Source organism: Parabacteroides sp. TM07-1AC (genome assembly GCF_003480915.1).
Taxonomy (GTDB): domain Bacteria; phylum Bacteroidota; class Bacteroidia; order Bacteroidales; family Tannerellaceae; genus Parabacteroides; species Parabacteroides chongii.
Genome location: NZ_QUKD01000002.1, coordinates 646,047 through 661,828 on the forward strand (window position 1 = coordinate 646,047; position 15,782 = coordinate 661,828).

9 protein-coding genes are annotated in these 15,782 nt (G+C 38.6%); all 9 read right to left on the minus strand.

The window, feature by feature from the left end; translation table 11 throughout:
- Positions 1-22: 22 nt before the first annotated feature.
- Positions 23-1,828 (minus strand): RagB/SusD family nutrient uptake outer membrane protein, encoded by a 1,806-nt coding sequence (locus DXD68_RS07260; RefSeq protein ID WP_233577026.1) that lies wholly within the window; start codon positions 1,826-1,828, stop codon positions 23-25.
- Positions 1,829-1,851: 23 nt separating this feature from the next.
- Positions 1,852-5,409 carry a TonB-dependent receptor gene (locus DXD68_RS07265; protein WP_233577028.1) on the minus strand — a complete coding sequence of 1,186 codons (3,558 nt, stop codon included), beginning with the start codon at positions 5,407-5,409 and terminating at the stop codon, positions 1,852-1,854.
- Positions 5,410-5,573: 164 nt separating this feature from the next.
- Positions 5,574-6,533 (minus strand): FecR family protein, encoded by a 960-nt coding sequence (locus tag DXD68_RS07270; RefSeq protein WP_122360959.1) that lies wholly within the window; start codon positions 6,531-6,533, stop codon positions 5,574-5,576.
- Positions 6,534-6,638: 105 nt separating this feature from the next.
- Positions 6,639-7,202: an RNA polymerase sigma-70 factor gene (locus DXD68_RS07275; protein WP_122360960.1), complete on the minus strand. Its 564-nt coding sequence runs from the start codon at positions 7,200-7,202 to the stop codon at positions 6,639-6,641.
- Between the two features lie 337 nt (positions 7,203-7,539).
- The gene (locus tag DXD68_RS07280) at positions 7,540-8,940 is read right to left on the minus strand and encodes a Gfo/Idh/MocA family protein (protein ID WP_122360961.1); all 1,401 of its coding nucleotides are present in this window, start codon (positions 8,938-8,940) and stop codon (positions 7,540-7,542) included.
- Positions 8,941-8,967: 27 nt separating this feature from the next.
- Complete coding sequence (locus tag DXD68_RS07285) at positions 8,968-9,816, minus strand: sugar phosphate isomerase/epimerase family protein (RefSeq protein ID WP_199715423.1); 849 nt, start codon at positions 9,814-9,816, stop codon at positions 8,968-8,970.
- Between the two features lie 25 nt (positions 9,817-9,841).
- Positions 9,842-10,573 carry a ThuA domain-containing protein gene (locus DXD68_RS07290; RefSeq protein ID WP_158585862.1) on the minus strand — a complete coding sequence of 244 codons (732 nt, stop codon included), beginning with the start codon at positions 10,571-10,573 and terminating at the stop codon, positions 9,842-9,844.
- 87 nt (positions 10,574-10,660) lie between these two features.
- Complete coding sequence (locus tag DXD68_RS07295) at positions 10,661-12,364, minus strand: RagB/SusD family nutrient uptake outer membrane protein (protein WP_122360963.1); 1,704 nt, start codon at positions 12,362-12,364, stop codon at positions 10,661-10,663.
- A gap of 10 nt (positions 12,365-12,374) precedes the next feature.
- Positions 12,375-15,473 (minus strand): SusC/RagA family TonB-linked outer membrane protein, encoded by a 3,099-nt coding sequence (locus DXD68_RS07300; RefSeq protein WP_122360964.1) that lies wholly within the window; start codon positions 15,471-15,473, stop codon positions 12,375-12,377.
- Positions 15,474-15,782: the final 309 nt, after the last annotated feature.

Consider the following 15,782-nt stretch of genomic DNA (forward strand, 5'->3'; position numbering starts at 1 on the left):
TGAAACACCCTCTGTCACTTTTTTATTTAGGAGAATCCCAACCTGGATTTTGTTTCAAATTAGGATTAATAAGCATTTCATCCATTGGAATCGGACTTAAATAATCACGCCCTGCATTAAATTTAAATGTGCCTCCATTTAAGCTCACAGTATACGGGTCTAAATAACCATCAGCATCTACAGGTATAGTTGGAATTTTTAAGCCCAGTTTAATATAATCATCCTGGTTATATCTATATCCTTTCGGACGTTTTCCATCAAAAAGTTTATGAGCTCTCCATCGTTTCCAATCGCCTCTTCGATAACCTTCCCCTGCTAATTCTATACGACGTTCTTGTCGCACGATTGCCAAATTATCAGAAATCGGATATCCATAATCAGGCCACCATGATTCTACTTGCGGCTTAACATCTGTTAGAGTAGGCATCCCAACACGTTTACGTAGTAAATCTATATTATCCGACAAATCAGGAAATGTTCCATTTAATTCCACATACGCTTCCACATAATTCAGCATCAACTCCGGAATTCTGAATGAAATACCTGAAACTAAAGGATCCATCTGATTTTGAATCGGTCCCTCCGGATTATGTGCTTTTTTAGGGGCAAATCCTGTAGTTGTATTACGATTGGCTTCCGACATATGTATCTGAGGTACTGTAAATAAAGAATCAATAAAACCTGGAGTAACTGTATTCAACAAATCACCAGGAGTAAATACACTTTGCCGATAACGAGGATCAAGTTTTGAAGCTAATTCCGACAAATAAGCTGCACCAGTTTCTCCAATAACAGTTCTATCCATTATATCAATAGATTTACCATCCTTTGATAGATAACTACGTATAAGATCCAAGGTGTATGAACAATTATAATAGCCATACCACCAAACCTGTACATTTACATTATTTTTAATACCTAAAGCCTCTGAATATTTTTTACTTAAAGTGACCTCCTGGATATCAGCATAATCAAACCGATTAAATAGATTATAGTAATCCGACTCCGGATGCCCTGTTGAATAGAGCTTACCTTCGAATCCCCCACAAAGTTGTTTAAACTGATCATAGGCCTCAATCACTTTTCGAAAATATTTATCAGCATCCACATCCGACGCAGAAGGACTACCTGCATGATATTTTGCCCATGTCGCTTCAAACAACGCAACTCTGGATTTAAAGATAAGTGCAGTTTCTTTATTAATCCTATTTACCCCTACTGCACTCCGGAGGCCTAAATGTTCAACCGATTGATCTATTAGGTTCATAATAGAATCAACAACCAGAGAACGTGGATCCCGCGCTTTGTTCAACATCTCCTCGTCTGTATCCGAAATGACTGATGAATACCAGGGCACATCCCCGAAATTCCTCACCAACTCATGATATTTAAGAGCTTTTAAGAAACATGCCTCACCATACGTTTGAGCATAAGCACTAAAAGGTGATTCACAGGATGTATAATTATCAAAAAACATATTTATCTCGCGAATGGCCTCCCACTTCCAATTTCCACCACTGGTTGGAGTCGTATTATTCTCTCCATTCATCCAAGTCGGGTGATTCATCCCTATAACCATGTTATCTGAATTTTGGTCATCCACATAATAACCTAATCCCCAATCTGTCAATGATCCAGGAAGCCAGTCATACTTACCTAAAATATAAGAATCTAGCTGTCCCGGTGTTTTCCAGAAAGTTGATTGAGAGACTTCATCTAAAGGTTTTCTATCCAAAAAATCATCACACGAACAAAATGCAACAAATGCTAACGGAATTAAAAGAAGATTTTTATGAACAATCTTCATTTTCTTAAATATATTTGCCATAACTATTTTCTATGATTATGTAATTAAAAACTAACATTAACACCAAAAGAATAAACAGCCTGTTGTGGATACATTCTACCTCCACTAACATTTTCCGGATCTATATAAGAAGGTAATCCAGACAACACGAACAAATTCTCTCCTGAAAAATAAACTCGACAATTTGTCATTCCCACTTTTGAGATCAGATGCTTCGGTAAAGTATAGGTCAATTGTAAATTCTTCAGGCGAATATAGGCTCCATTCAATAAATATTTTGTACTTGCCTGGAAATTCTTGTTTCCTTCAGCATTATCATAAGGACGTGGGAAATATGAATTAATATTTTCTCCCATATATTCAAGCAAACGTGCTTCTGTTGTTTCATCACGATAGAAATCCATATGTTTATCATTATTGAATACTGAACTGGCAAACGAATTACTTACGCCTGTACCCCAGAAAAAGAAAGAACCATTCATAAATACATCCCTCTTCGCTACACCTTCAAAAAATAAAGACAAATCTAAACGTCCAGCTTTTTCAAATTCATAGCCCGTTGACAGATTTATACCATATCTGAATCGTGGAGTTGAATTACCTATAATCCTCTTATCACCCGGTTCTTCTACTGTTGAATTACCTGGCGTTATTTCTCCGTCTCCATTCAAATCTTCATATTTGACATCTCCCGGATACCAGTTTGCATGAATCTTACTTTGATCGACCAAGAGCTTTCCATTTTCGTCAAAATCATCTTTAGTCAAGAATCTTTCTGCTTTGTATCCCCAAATCTCTCCAAATTCTTTTCCTACATACCATTTTTCCTTTCCATCAGATGTCTGACCAAAAGAATTAGAAGATGTATTATATTTAGTAATTTTGCTACGAGCATCTGCTAAATTCAGGGATGCACTATAATCCCATCTTTCATTAATCTGATCTCTCCAACTCAATTGCATTTCAAAACCTTTCGTCGTAAACTCGGCATTATTCACTTGTGGTGCACTTGTTCCAAGGACAGCAGCTTTAGGAGTTGGAGGTCCTATAATATCCCACGAACGTCTATTAAAATATCCAAGTTCTGCAGACAACCGACTATCAAGTAATCTCATCTCCAGACCAAGGTCTAAAGTTGTAATTTTTTCCCAAGTCCTGAACATATTCAAAATACCCGGAGTTTTTACATAAGGAAGACGACTTCCATTGAATATCCAATTAGACTCAGATGCAACTTCCATTGTCGGAATATGCAGGTATCCTGCCGAATTACCCTGATTACCTAAAGTCCCATACGAAGCTTTCAATTTTGAAAAGTTTATGATATCTTTGATTCCCGCCCAAAAACTTTCATTACTGATATTCCATGCAGCAAATGCAGAAGGGAAAAATCCCCATTGCGAACCTTTTGAATATCTTCCGGACCCATCATAACGTCCATTCAATTCCACAAAATAACGTTCATCAAAATTATAGTTTATTCTACCGAAAAAACCGGCGGTTGCCCAATCGTTTATTTTATCATCAAAAGTTCGTATACCCTGAGCTATCGATACGGCATCCATATCCGGAACAAACAAATCCTTTGCAGTACCAGACAATTCTCTGTAAATATTTTCCTCAGCCTGAGCACCCAACTGGACTCTGAAATTATGTTTCTTAATCTGATGTTCATAAGCAGTATATCCCTGTATAGTCCAATAACGATTCATATCTGTTTGCTTAGCCAATGAAGATTCAGTTCCTCCGAAAGTAAATTGATCTCCCGAGGGTCTCAGACCATAAACAGGTTTTCGTAATGTCTGATAATCCCGGAAGTTCATTCTCCAGGTACCATCAACATGTGCAGTCCATCCCTTTGCTAAATTAAAATCTAAAGATAAAATATTATCTAAACGATGCTGCAAATCTGTTTTATTTCCAGCTCCTACACCCGTACCTATTCGATTTCCTTCATTATAATACCCATCTGGATTTTTCACAGGAGTAACAGGCCATGCACCATATGCAAAATCATAAACAGCTTTTCGTCCCCAGTTATTTTCAAAACAGGGCTCTTTAGTCGTCTCATAAGAATAACGAGAACGATAAGTCAATTTCAACCAAGAAGTAATATCTGTCTCTAACCCTCCATTTATATTAAAACGCGAATAGTTATCTATATCTTCAACAAAATTAAAAATACCAGGCTGATAAACATATCCAGTAGAAACAAAATAAGACGTCTTATCATTTCCTCCTCTTACAGATAAGTCATGTTGATGACGAAAAGACGAACGCAACCAAATATCAATAAAGTCGTTATTACAATAAGATTTATTTCCCCATCCCCAGTCATTACCTTCTCCTGGGACCAAATCCAATAGCGTATATTTACCTGGGTTTTGAATATTATCTAAAATCAAATCCAATTTATCATCAGTAAATGCTCTTGGCATTTTAGCATTAATTTTTGATTGGTTCTTTAATAATCCAAAAGTATAGGAATCAGCCATTCTTGGCATATTAACAGGATTTACTATTCCGTAATTTCCACCATACGTAACTGTCGGCTTTTCGTTTCTTCGTCCCATTTTGGTCGTGATCATAAGAACACCGTATGGAGCACGTGCTCCATACACGGCTGATGCTGCAGCATCTTTCAGAACTGAAATACTTTCTACATCATTCGGATTTAAGGCATTAAAATCAGCCATCTCTGAAGGTATTCCATCGATTACGACGAGAGGAGGAGTCGATTCATTCAGGGCTGCTTGTCCACGTATTTGGATGGTTGGATTTTTTCCAGGTGTATTTCCGCCGGACGGAGTAGAAAAAGTTATACTACTCGCTTTCCCCTGCAACATGGAACTGGCGCTAGTTACCGGACGATTTTCCAAATCTTTGGAACGGACAACATCTACTGAACCAGTTAGATTTGATCTTTTTTGTGTACCGTAGGCAACCACAACAACCTCATCCAAAGTCTGATTATCTTCCTGAAGAACAACATTAAAAGAAGTTTCATTTCCGACTTTCAATTCTTTGGAAAGATATCCGATATACGATATTTGTAATACGGCTCCCTCCGGCACGTTAATACTGAAAGAACCATTGATATCGGTTATTACTCCATTTGTCGTTCCCTTTTCTATGATATTAGCCCCAATAACCGGATCTCCATAATTATCTTTTACCATTCCAGTTACAATCTTTTTTTGTTGAGTTATCAACGATGCAATATGTCCTGTTTCAGTCTTAGGTGACAATATTATATACGAACCATCTACTGTATATTTCACATCTGTACCGTTAAATAACTGGCTCAAGACATCCTCAAGAGGCTTTTTATTCAAGTTTACCGACACTTTACGGTTCACATTGACATATTTGTCATAAACAAACAAATAATCTGTCTGCTTCTCTATGTCAGTTAAAACACTGGATAGTTCCGTATTATTTTGTTTTACAGTAACCCTGACATTCTGCGAATTAGTGTTTTCTGCATGTAGACAGAAGATTAACACGAACAAGAATAAAGTGGTTAGCTTCATGATTCTAAAAAAGTGTTTACACCGTTGGGTTTTGTCATAGAAAACCCACGATAAGAATTTTTTATTCATATCTTTGTTGTTGCTAATTGATTAATACATTTATTTTTAACTGTGTTAATTGGATGCCGATGGGTGTGGGGACACTTGTCGGCATTTCATTTTAAGATTAACTTTCTGCTTTAAGATTAACTCTGCTTTTCATGTTCCATAGGCTGTTTCATTTTTAATTAGACTTATTTTATATAAACAATGGTATTATCATCGTTTCTTTCAAACGTATATTTAGCATTCCGCTGCAAAATTCGTAACGCATTATCCAATCCGTCGGAAATACGGAATTTACCGCTGCACGAATATTCTTCCAGCTTCTTATTCTCTACAACAATGGATATACCGTAACATTTTTCGAAACGTTTCATCAACTCACTAAAAGCGATATTGTCAAAACAAACCAATCCGTCCCGCCAACGGAAATGATCATAATCATCAATGAATGAAACTAACAACCGGCCATCTTTCATATGAACCTCCTGATCCGGTTTCAAAAGGACCGAAGCTGAGACAGCTGAATTATCCGTCACTTTCACAGAGCCTTCCATCAAGGATGTTGAAAACTCTTCCGAATCCGAATAGGCTTCCACGTTAAACTTCGTCCCTAATACTTCTATATCACATTTCCGGGTATGAACCACGAAAGGAGATTCCTTATCATGTTTTACTTCGAAGTATCCTTCGCCATCCAGCTTCACCTCACGTTTCGCTCCGGAGAAAACTGCCGGATAAACCATCTCTGAACGGGCATTCAACCAAACCGTCGTTCCATCCGATAATGTCAGATTTACCCGTTGTCCTGCCGGAACCGTTATCGTATTCATTGCCGCTAACAGTTCTTTCTTTTCTGATGCATAGAAGTATAATCCACAAGCTACCGTCACTGCCACAACGGCGGCTACTTTCAGTACTTCGCGCATCCAGGGACGAATAAACGGTCCTTTGTTCGCATCCAATGCCAGCTTCTCTCCTTCTGCCTTTTCATCTGCACTTCCGGCCAAGATCATTGCATCGAAGAACTCGCGCTCCTTCAACAACTCTTCTTCGTTTTCAGAAGAGGCATCCAGCCAACGGTAAACAGCCGCTTCTTCTTCCGGAGAAGCGATACCTTCAAAGTATTTATATAATGTTTCTTTTTGCATCTTTTTCATCGTTCTATATATAAAGCGTTCCAGCCGGAAACATCCCTAACGGAAAAGTGAACTTTTTTGAAATAAATATTCATTAAAAGGGAAAAGATCGGTCTACTAACAAATACCAAAGAAAAACAATACCGGTAAATAATCTTTCAACGCAACACGAAGTACCTTCAATGCTTTGGTAATATGAAACTCCACTGCTTTAGTAGAGATACCCAATGCATCGGCTATTTCTTTATGGCTTTGGTTATGATAGCGGCTTCTTGTAAAAATATCTCGGGTTTGTGGGGGAAGGGACAATAATGCCTTATCAACCAACTCCTGTAGTTCTTTTGAAAAGATCCGTTCGGGGTTACAAGCTTCCAAAGTGGTGATACGGATATTCAACTTACGGGTCTCATTAGTTTTCACATATTCTTCATAATCTTCCTGAACGCGTAATTGTCGCAAATGATCCAGACATTTATGCTTGATAACAGTCAATATATATGCCAGCACATTGGTATGAGCATCGAGTTTCCGACGATTTTCCCAATAGTACATCAGACTTTCAACGGCTATATCTTCAGCCATCATCCTGTCATCCACATACGTCCTTGCAAAATGAACAAAGCGATCTTTGTAGTTCGTAAACAGATGATTAAACGTTTGTATCTCAGTGCTCTCCTTCATAACAATATCGCTAACGGGGGATAAAGATATACAAAATATCTCAGTTACCCACTTTATGTACTGAAAACATTAAGAGATCAAGTTTAAAGTCAGCATTTCCTCATCGGTGTTTTTTTGTTGCACAATAGTGATAATACAAAAGGATATGTCAAAATACACTAAATGGCACACAGATGACATTGATTAAACAGGTGAACACAGATTATTGATTGATTTTCAATTTATTCATCTGTGCTCATCTGACTGATCTACGTCATTTACGTGCCATAGTGTGACTTTTGAGACATTCTCATTTCAAAAGAATGCAACCTGCCCCCCCTTTACATTTATCAAAAGGTCAATAAACCGATATCTTCGTATCCTTGTGCGGTTCAGTAGCTTTACCTGGCAACGGATGTTCTTCCGGAATCTTGAAGCCGGGCTGCGTGATGTCCGGTCCCAGCAGGTTCTGATCCACCAATATCTGATCCCATGTATAGGTCTTGCCGGTATAGGCCGATTCGCGTCCCATGATACATGCCAACGTAGAGTTAGCCATGTTATTCGCATCGTTGAATGGCTTGTTCTCTCGGATGGATGTCACCCAATCGATATGCTCTTGCTGGAAACCACTGTAATCATCTATCGGTTTTCCGTTCTCGTCTTTCTCCGGTTCGTATTTGTAGATGACATTTCCCTTCTCGTCCCAAATGGTGTCGCTACAGTTTGAGCTACCTTTAGTACCCCGGACCACTTCGCCGATAAGGTCCGAACATTGGTCGATATGCCTTGTCGAACTGATAATGTGGATATTGTTCTCAAACTCATAATCGACCATAAAGAAATCATATTTATTGCCGAGCGAAGGGCGTATCTTAGCACCTTGACCTATTGCCCTCATAGGCGTCTTGTCACCCATAAACCATCTGACGACATCAATGTTATGGATCTGGTGGTCGTTAATACAATCACCTCCCATGAACGGGTAATTCAGCCAGTTGTAAAGTACATGTTCCGTGTCGCTCCACTCCGGACGACGGTCACGGTACCAAGTACGGGCGGTATTCCAATAACAAGCCCCACCGACAATCTCGCCAATCATACCTGAAGCCACCCGGCGGTAGGTTTCGATGTAGTTGTTCATGTGGCGGCGGTAGGTACCACAGCAGACAGACAACCCTTTCTGGTCGGCCTGTTTGGCGGCAACCAAAACCGTACGTACACCGGCAGCATCCACAGCGAACGGCTTCTCGATGAAGACAGGCTTACCGGCATCCACGGCAGCCTTGAATATTTCCGGATGGAAACGGGGCGGAACAGCCGCAATAATCACATCGACTTCGGGCAATGCGATGACCTTTTTATAAGCATCAAAGCCTAAGAAGGCATGGTCTTTGGAGATGTTTTGCTTCATCTTCTCGTTGAAGTATTTCAACCCACCGTCCAATCTTTCCTGTAACGCTTCTGCCAAAGCCACAACCGACAGCCCGTCGCCAGCCTGTATAAACTGTGTCCCTGCTCCGGTAGCACGACCGCCGCAGCCGATCAGTCCGGCACGAAGCGGCTTGCCATCCACCGCTTTACGCAAAGAAAGAGGAAGCCCCAACTCTTCACGTGATTTCAACACAAAATCATTGGCACCACCGGATTTTCCACTATCCGTACAACCTGTAAGCATGGCACCACCGGCCACACTGCCACCCATCAATAAAGATGTACCCGCCAAAGCGGAACCCGTTAAAAAATCTCTTCTCTTCATATTGATACGTTATACTTTAATTATACTTCATTCAGCTCCCATGGATTTCAAAAATTCATAACTTTCAAGGACGCTCTCCTTACCGGCAATCTCTAAAGTAGAATAGCCGTCATAGCCCAATTCCACCAATGCTTTGTAAACCTCTGCCACGTTGCAACCCCCTTTGCCCAGCGGAGTCACAGACATGCCGCAACCGAATATCTTCCCACGCAAAGGGACGAACTCTTCCGAGAGGTCTTTCCAATGGACATGGCCTATCAGATGGCCGAACCGTTTGATGTATTCCAATGAATCACCGCCGCCCAGCCACAAGTTGCCGGTATCCAGGTTAAAGCCCAAAGCCTTGGAATTACACCGTTCGATAATTTCTGCAAAACTATCCGCATCGTCCGTCAAATAACCATGAGGCTCCAACAAGATGGTGACACCCAAATCTTCCGCCAACCGTAGCGGTTCGTACAGCTTTTCAACTACCGAGAAGATGGCCTCTTGATGAGACAGGTTCTTACCGAAAGGCGTTTGTGGTTCACCTTCTGCCGTTACCACATGTTTTACCCCCATCAATGCCGCCAGTTTTACCGCCTTCATCAACTGTGAAGTTCCATAACGGAACGGAGCCGGCGGGTCTAAAAGATTTGCATGGGCACACACACCGGTCATCGTTATGCCATACGTTTCGAACATTCTTTTCAAATCAAAGGGATTGGCATCCAAGCTTGCCATCGACGTAAAACCATATTCAGCCCCCAGGCAAGCACCATCGGACGTATCGGTCACATCCGCATACTTAAATCCCCATTCTTTAATTTGCGCCAATTGCTGCGGAAGCGTAGAAAACGCATTCACCAGTGCAAAACATCCTACTTTCATTGCCATAATTGTATTATTTTTTAAGTTGTTATTACTTTATCTTCTTTCCTGCAGTCCAACGAATGCCTCTGATCAGTAATTTCTCAAACATTGGTTGTTGCATAATCTCAGCATCGTGGCCTAACACCAGAAAAAAACTTCTGCCACGATCCATTTGCTTGGCTACCGCAACCGGCTCATCTACTCCGGACGAGGCCCTTGCCGTACAAAGTACCTCAACACCTTTACTCCATTCCACGCTTTCCCATAATTCATCCCGAAACTGAAAAGACGTAATTCCCTTTGTTATCGGATGTTCCTTAGCGACTTTCACTTCAAAGTCTTCTATGGCACCATGATGGGTGTCTTTCCCCCAACGGCCACCGGTTAACTGCAGAAAAAAGTCCCAGTCATAGTTCGAGCAGCTCCCGGCATGGACCGTAACAAATCCCCCGCCATTCCTGACGAACTGTTCCAATGCTTGCCACGATTCTTTGCTCCACATAAAAGTATTCTCCGAAAATGTATTCCAATTACTCACTATTACATCTTTACCTTTCAGCATTTCGGTATTCAATGTATCAGGACAATTAGTCACTGTCACCCGTATATCCGGATAATGCTCACACAAACGTTCCAAACAAGGTGTCGTGCTTCGCCAGTCATGATTATTGGCTCCACTCAATAATAAGACCTGTATGGGTTTGGCCGAAACCGGAACAGACCAAAAAGTCAAAACCAAAAGTGCATAAAACACAGTTAAAAGATATTCCTTACTTTTCATATCATGCTTGTTATATATCTTATCACAAAAGAATAAAATTATTTTCATTTCAGATTCCTATTTCTTTCAGTGAAAGAATATGTAATTTTACCAATTGGCATTCTGGACTAAGTTAGGATTTAAATCTATTTCTTTTTGTGGAATAGGCAGCAAATAATGTTTTGTCGGATCAAAATACCGAGTTTCCACATACCTTCGAGGAACACCATCTACTTCTACTGTTCTATCAGTCTTTCCTACTCCATCCAAACGCATATATGCACCATATAAATCACCTTTCAATCCAACACCATCGATTAGCGGGCTTTTCTCAGCCATTTTCCAACGAAGCAAATCAAAATAACGCAATCCTTCATTGGCTAATTCAATCCGTCTTTCATTCCTGACAAGAGTAATAAGCTCTTCTTTCGAATTATAATTTTCACGATGGACTTTTCCCCCACGACATCTATCACGAAGCATATCGATAAGATCGATAGTCTCTTCTTTAGAGCTTTCTCCATAGAGTTCCGTCAAAGCTTCTGCTTTCATCAATAAAACATCCGCATAGCGCATCAGAATATGATCATTAGTACAATCCGTTATTTGATTCATTGCATGAGGGGTCGGATCTATATACTTTTTCCATACATATCCTGTAGAAGAAGGATATGCTGCATTATATTGATGGTCAGAAACAGTTTCACTATCTTCCGGATCATAAGGAATCAACTCTACTGTATTTGTCGCAGAATTCAAAGAATATATTTCTCCTGTAGGATATATAATTGATTGATAAAAACGAGGATCCCTGTTTTTATACGGATCTTTAGGATCATAAGACGAACCTTCTTCATGGATCATCCTACCATCAGCCATCGGATAACTGTCAATCAAAGAGCCTGTAGGTGTAATAGCACAAAAAGCATCTCCTCCCGATATGGCTTTCAGCAAAAATGACTGGTTTGAATTATGTCCAGTATTTATACTACCCGTTGTTTTATCGCGAGATACAGAAAAAATTATTTCTGCCGATTTTTCCGCCCTTCCCGCAAATAAATCTTCATAAGGAGTCTCTCCAGCCCTATTCAAATCATATTTACCAATCAATCCATTGGTAACCTCCAATACCTTTTCATAATTATTTGCCATCAAATAAATTCGGGCTTTTAACATCTCACATGCTCCCCATGTTGCTCTTCCAAAATCCATTTCTTCCGTTTTAAGAACTACAGACGCCTTATCCAACTCACCTAAAATATAATCAGTTATTTCATTCTTAGGAGAGTTGCCGATCTCCTTACTTTCTACAGCCGTCAATACCTTATCAACAAAAGGAACATCACCGAACAAAGATGTCAGTACATAATAATTATGAGCCAACAAAAATCGAGTTTCAGCCTCTAGCCTGGCAATTGTCTGTTCATTTGCATCAGGAATACTCCTGACATTCTCTAACAACTGATAGCATTTCCTAATCGTTTGATAACGCCAAGACCAAATAGTACTAGGAACAGAACTATACGCATCCTGTGTACCATTTGCCACCAATTTAACATCCGTGTACCATCCTTGCCAAAGGTTATAGGCATTATCCGAACATGCTTCCAGAAAATGGATATTTTCCGGGTCTGTTCCAACTAAAAATGTTGTAGCATAAATATTTGTCAAAAACTTTACAGCATCAGATTCCGATTGCCAAAAATTAGCATCAGCCACTTTATCCTGAGGTGTCGCCTCCAAAAAACTATCACAACTTATAGTACTTACCAACACAAATGTGAATAACAATCCGATTATATACTTTTTCATATTCTATTGCTTAAAAAGTTAGATTAATTCCAAAAGATAAAGTGGATATATTAGGATAAGAAAATGAATTGAGAGCTGATTCAGGATCAAAAACTTTGAACTTCGTTACAGTAAACAAGTTCTGACCTGAAACACTTAATCTCAAAGCACTAATACCCAAATATTCCCACTTAAAAGTATACCCTAACTGAATATTTTTCAAACGTAAATAAGACGCATCTTGAACCCAATGTGAAAAATTCCCATAATTCAAACGTGAAGAATTTGACATACGAGGATAATATGCTTTAGGATTAGGATTTTTAGGATTGAATGAATCCGTATAATGATCCCTTAATGCTGTTTTTGTACCTAATGGTTCCAAAACGTCAATTCCCATATACCCGTCTGCTTTCCCAACACCTTGAAGCAAACAAGAGAAATCCCAGTTTTTATATTCGAAACCTAAATTCAAACTATAAGTAAACCGCGGAATTTGATTACCTATAATAGTCTTATCGGAAGCATCAATAACCTTATCGTTATTTCTATCATCAATAATAATATCTCCAATACCCCAATTTACATTATAAGATTTCATTACATCTTTATACTGGTTATATTGTTCTTCATTGACACAAAGCCCCAATGTCTTCCAGCCAAAAATAGCATCCAAAGGTTCTCCCTCTATACGAGCTGTCAAACTACTGGTCGGAGATTTATATCCTTTCAAATCGACAACTTTATTCCTCACATCGGATAGATTAAATCCGACTGAATAACGAAATTCATCACCTAATTTATCACTCCAATTTAAACTTAACTCCCAACCTTTATTTTCCACAGATCCTGCATTTTGCATTGAAGGGCTAATCCCTAATATAGCTGGAGTCTCCAGTTTTAACAAAATATCATCAGTCAAACGCCTATAATAATCAAAACTAAAATTCATCCTACCATCCAACACTGAAAGATCAAGTCCTATATTATAATTAGTAGATGTTTCCCAAGTTATAAAAGGATTACCCATAACGGTCTCGGTATAGCTTGTACTTATAGCTCCGTTAAATAAATAGGCATAGCCTGTACCAAATGTTGAATATCCCTGATAATCATCTATTTGTTGATTACCTAACTTACCCCAAGAACCTCGCAATTTAAGATTTTGCACATAAAGACTTATTGGTTGAAAAAACTTTTCTTCCGATATACGCCACCCCAAAGAGAAAGAAGGAAACAATCCCCATTGATGTCCCTCTACAAATTTAGAAGATCCATCATAACGTACGTTTGCTTCAAATAGATATTTGTCATCGAAAGAATAATTTATTCTTCCAAAAAGAGAGGCTAAAGAATTATAAGACGAATTTCCTTCTGCATAGGAAGTATTTGAGTCACCCGCATTTATTTCATTGAAATCATTATTAGGAAAATCTTTCCGAGATGCAACAGTGTATCTATATCTATAAGATTCAGCAGATGCTCCAGCTAATATTTTAAAAGAATGTTTTTGTATATTCTTTTCATATGTAGAAGTAAGCGTTGCTGTCAAATTGTTATATTGTTCCCATTTATCATATTGTTCATTTCTAGGAACTATTACACTGCCCGCTTGTCCTGCAGGTTCAAAACTATCATAAGATACTGTTTTTGTAAATTTTTTATATCCATATGTGTGTGACTCATATCCTAAAGCCCCTTTTATTAATAAACCTTTAATAGGAGAAATCGAAGGAGTTATCAGTGCTGATACTTTACTACCTCTCGTATGTTGCATACCATAATCAGGGCTAACCATTCGAACTGGGTTCGTAGCCACAGATGATAGAGACCAAGTTCCATCCGAATATTTCACAGGCATATAAGGCAATGCTCTTCCTGCCTGATAATAAGCATAATTTACTCCTCCAGAAGACTCTGCCTTATCATCATTAATATAAGTCAGATTAACCCCCAAATTCATCCAATCTGTTAGCTCTGTTGAAGTATTCAATCTCACATTATAACGCTCATAAGCAGATGTTTCTATTAACCCATCCTGATTAAAATAGCCCAATGAACCTAAATAAACTGTTTTATTTCCTCCTCCTTGAAAAGATACATTATGACTATGCTGAATCCCAGTATTCATCAGTTCATCAAACCAATCCGTACTTCCTTCCAATTTATCCGGATCTCCTCCCGCTTTCATCCTTTGGATTCTATCTTCCGGGAATAAGGATGATGACTTGCCATCGTTTTCCATTGATTGGTTATATAATTCGGCATATTCCCATGATTTAGCCATTTTAGGAAGTCGTGTAGGATTCTGTATCCCAACATTACCTGTATAAGTTATTGACACTTTTTCTTTTTTCCCTTGTTTTGTTGTTATTAATATAACTCCATTAGCAGCCCTTGAACCATAAATAGAAGCAGAGGCTGCATCTTTAAGTATCGTTACATTTTCTACATCTGTTGGCATTACATTCGACATATCCATAGGTACACCATCAACTATAACTAAAGGTGATGAATTTCCCCATGTCCCAACACCTCTGATATTTATCGATGTCGAAGGATTCCCCGGTTGACCGGAACGTTGTATAACTGTCATACCAGAAGCCTCTCCTGCCAATGCCTCAGTTAAAGAATTAACCTGCTTTCTTGTTATTTGATCTGACTTAACTGTTTCTACAGCACCAGTTAAATTTACTTTCTTCTGTGTGCCATACCCTACAACTACAATTTCATCCAAGGTTTTGGAATCCTCTTCTAAAACTATCGAAAACTCCAAAAGATTTCCCACCATTATATCCTGTCCGATATATCCAATATAAGAAACTGATATTACAGCTTTATCTGATACAGTTAGCTCAAATCTCCCGTTAGCATCTGTAATACTCCCATTTGTTGTCCCTTTTTCTACAATATTTGCTCCTATAATCGGTATACCATATAAATCTTTAACAAGACCTCTTATCTGCTTTTTTTGTTGGGTGACTTCTTTTTCACCATCTGATTTTAAAGTCGTTTGCTCATCTATTTCAGCAAACACATACGTAATATTTAATAGTGAAAAAAGCAGTACAAGTTTTACGATACACTTTATTTTTAGAGACAAAGTGTCCCTTTCTTGATATTTTTCCATATTTTTGTGTATTATTTTAAGTTTGAAGTCTTCCTGTTACAATTTTCAACAGACAGAAAGACTAAAATGTAAATAGTTCGGGAAGTGCCTGGCATTTCCCGATTTCCAATGAAGTTATAAATGTGGTGGTTCCATTTCTCTATTTTTAAAGTTAAACACTACGATCTCAATCACAAAAGAATAAAATTATTTCTATTTCAAATTTCAAATTCTTTCAGTGAAAGAATTTGAAATAATTAATTCATTCCTTTAAATTCAGATATAAAAAACAGGATACACCGGATATAATATCCTTATATGGCGTACCCT

Coding starts and splice junctions, on each gene's coding strand:
- DXD68_RS07260 (WP_233577026.1), bottom strand. CDS start 1,828: ATGGCAAATATATTTAAGAAAATGAAGATTGTTCATAAAAATCTTCTT.
- DXD68_RS07275 (WP_122360960.1), bottom strand. CDS start 7,202: ATGAAGGAGAGCACTGAGATACAAACGTTTAATCATCTGTTTACGAAC.
- DXD68_RS07265 (WP_233577028.1), bottom strand. CDS start 5,409: ATGAATAAAAAATTCTTATCGTGGGTTTTCTATGACAAAACCCAACGG.
- DXD68_RS07300 (WP_122360964.1), bottom strand. CDS start 15,473: ATGGAAAAATATCAAGAAAGGGACACTTTGTCTCTAAAAATAAAGTGT.
- DXD68_RS07295 (WP_122360963.1), bottom strand. CDS start 12,364: ATGAAAAAGTATATAATCGGATTGTTATTCACATTTGTGTTGGTAAGT.
- DXD68_RS07285 (WP_199715423.1), bottom strand. CDS start 9,816: ATGGCAATGAAAGTAGGATGTTTTGCACTGGTGAATGCGTTTTCTACG.
- DXD68_RS07280 (WP_122360961.1), bottom strand. CDS start 8,940: ATGAAGAGAAGAGATTTTTTAACGGGTTCCGCTTTGGCGGGTACATCT.
- DXD68_RS07270 (WP_122360959.1), bottom strand. CDS start 6,533: ATGCAAAAAGAAACATTATATAAATACTTTGAAGGTATCGCTTCTCCG.
- DXD68_RS07290 (WP_158585862.1), bottom strand. CDS start 10,573: ATGAAAAGTAAGGAATATCTTTTAACTGTGTTTTATGCACTTTTGGTT.